2 protein-coding genes are annotated in these 1,526 nt (G+C 62.0%); both read left to right on the top strand.

Annotated elements, in window-relative coordinates; translation table 11 throughout:
* Window positions 1–833, top strand: an 833-nt coding sequence (locus EHH60_RS36835; RefSeq protein WP_283811888.1) for a DUF1522 domain-containing protein, incomplete at its 5' end; no start/stop codon positions are given.
* 359 nt (window positions 834–1,192) lie between these two features.
* On the top strand, window positions 1,193–1,526 hold a 334-nt coding region (locus tag EHH60_RS36840; RefSeq protein ID WP_502697437.1), incomplete at its 3' end, for a flagellin N-terminal helical domain-containing protein.

Below are 1,526 nucleotides of genomic sequence, written 5' to 3' on the forward strand. Positions count from 1 at the left end.
CGGCGGCCCGCACCTCCGGCATCGGCGGCATCAGCGGCAAGACCCTGACCTTCACCTCCTTCAACGGCGGCACCGCGGTTGACGTCACCTTCGGCGACGGCACCAACGGCACGGTCAAGACGCTGGACCAGCTCAACTCGAAGCTTCAGGCCAACAACCTGTCCGCGACGATCGACGCCAACGGCCTGCTGACGATCTCGACCACCAACGACTACGCGTCCTCGACCATCGGATCGAGCGCCGCGGGTGGTGCGATCGGCGGCACGCTGACCTCGTCGCTCACCTTCTCGACGGCTTCCACCCCCGTCCAGGACGTCGTCGCGCAGACCTCGCGTGCCAACCTGGTGTCTCAGTACAACAACATCCTGAACCAGATCGACACGACCGCGCAGGACTCCTCGTTCAACGGCGTCAACCTCTTGAACGGCGATCAGCTCAAGCTGGTATTCGACGAGACCGGCAAGTCGAACCTGAGCATCACCGGCGTGACCTACAACTCCAAGGGTCTGGGCCTTGCTGCGCTGACCAGCGGTGTCGACTTCATCGACAACGCTGCCACCAACAAGGTGCTGACCAACCTGAACGCTGCGTCGAGCACGCTGCGCTCGGAGGCCTCGAGCCTCGGTTCGAACCTCTCGGTGGTGCAGGTGCGTCAGGACTTCAACAAGAGCCTGATCAACGTGCTGCAGACCGGTTCGTCCAACCTGACGCTGGCCGACACCAACGTCGAGGCGGCCAACAGCCAGGCGCTGTCGACCCGCCAGTCGATCGCGGTCTCCGCGCTGTCGCTGGCCAACCAGTCGCAGCAGAGCGTGCTCCAGCTGCTCCGCTAAGTCGCGGACCACATCGCAAGCAGGATCCGGCGGCGGGGCTTTGGCCCCGCCGCTTTGTTTTTGCGTCGGCATCTGAATGCCGCTCGCCAAGACGGAGGCCGCCCATTGAATGCAGCCAATTGCGTACTCTTAGTTATGGTTGACGAGTGGCAAATGCCTTCCCATTGGGCAAGAAAGCGCCGTCTTATCAGAGCGATATGTGCGAGCTCGACCGGGCGTCGCGCTGCCATATGGTGAACCCGCGCGAGGTTTGGCGCGACACGCTTTATGCTTTGTTAGCCGTCTGCGTTCACCGTCCCGGGCATCGATTAATCCTAATCGAAGTTTTGTTGCGTTGCGTACCAGAAGGGTAACACTCAATGTCCGGTATCGTTCTCTCCGCGTCGGTTCGTCAGAACCTGCTCTCTCTCCAGTCCACCGCTGACCTTCTCGCCACCACGCAAAGCCGTCTGTCGACCGGCAAGAGCGTCAACTCGGCCCTGGACAATCCCACCAACTTCTTCACCGCCCAGTCGCTCGACAACCGCGCCAGCGACATCAACAATTTGCTCGACGGCATCGCCAATGGCGTGCAGGTGCTGCAGGCTGCCAACACCGGCATCACCTCGCTGCAGAAGCTGATCGACAGCGCCAAGTCGATCGCCAACCAGGCGCTGCAGACCACGGTCGGCTACTCCACCAAGTCCAACGTCT

Source organism: Bradyrhizobium sp. RP6, from assembly GCF_003837805.1.
In the GTDB taxonomy this organism is placed as follows: domain Bacteria; phylum Pseudomonadota; class Alphaproteobacteria; order Rhizobiales; family Xanthobacteraceae; genus Bradyrhizobium.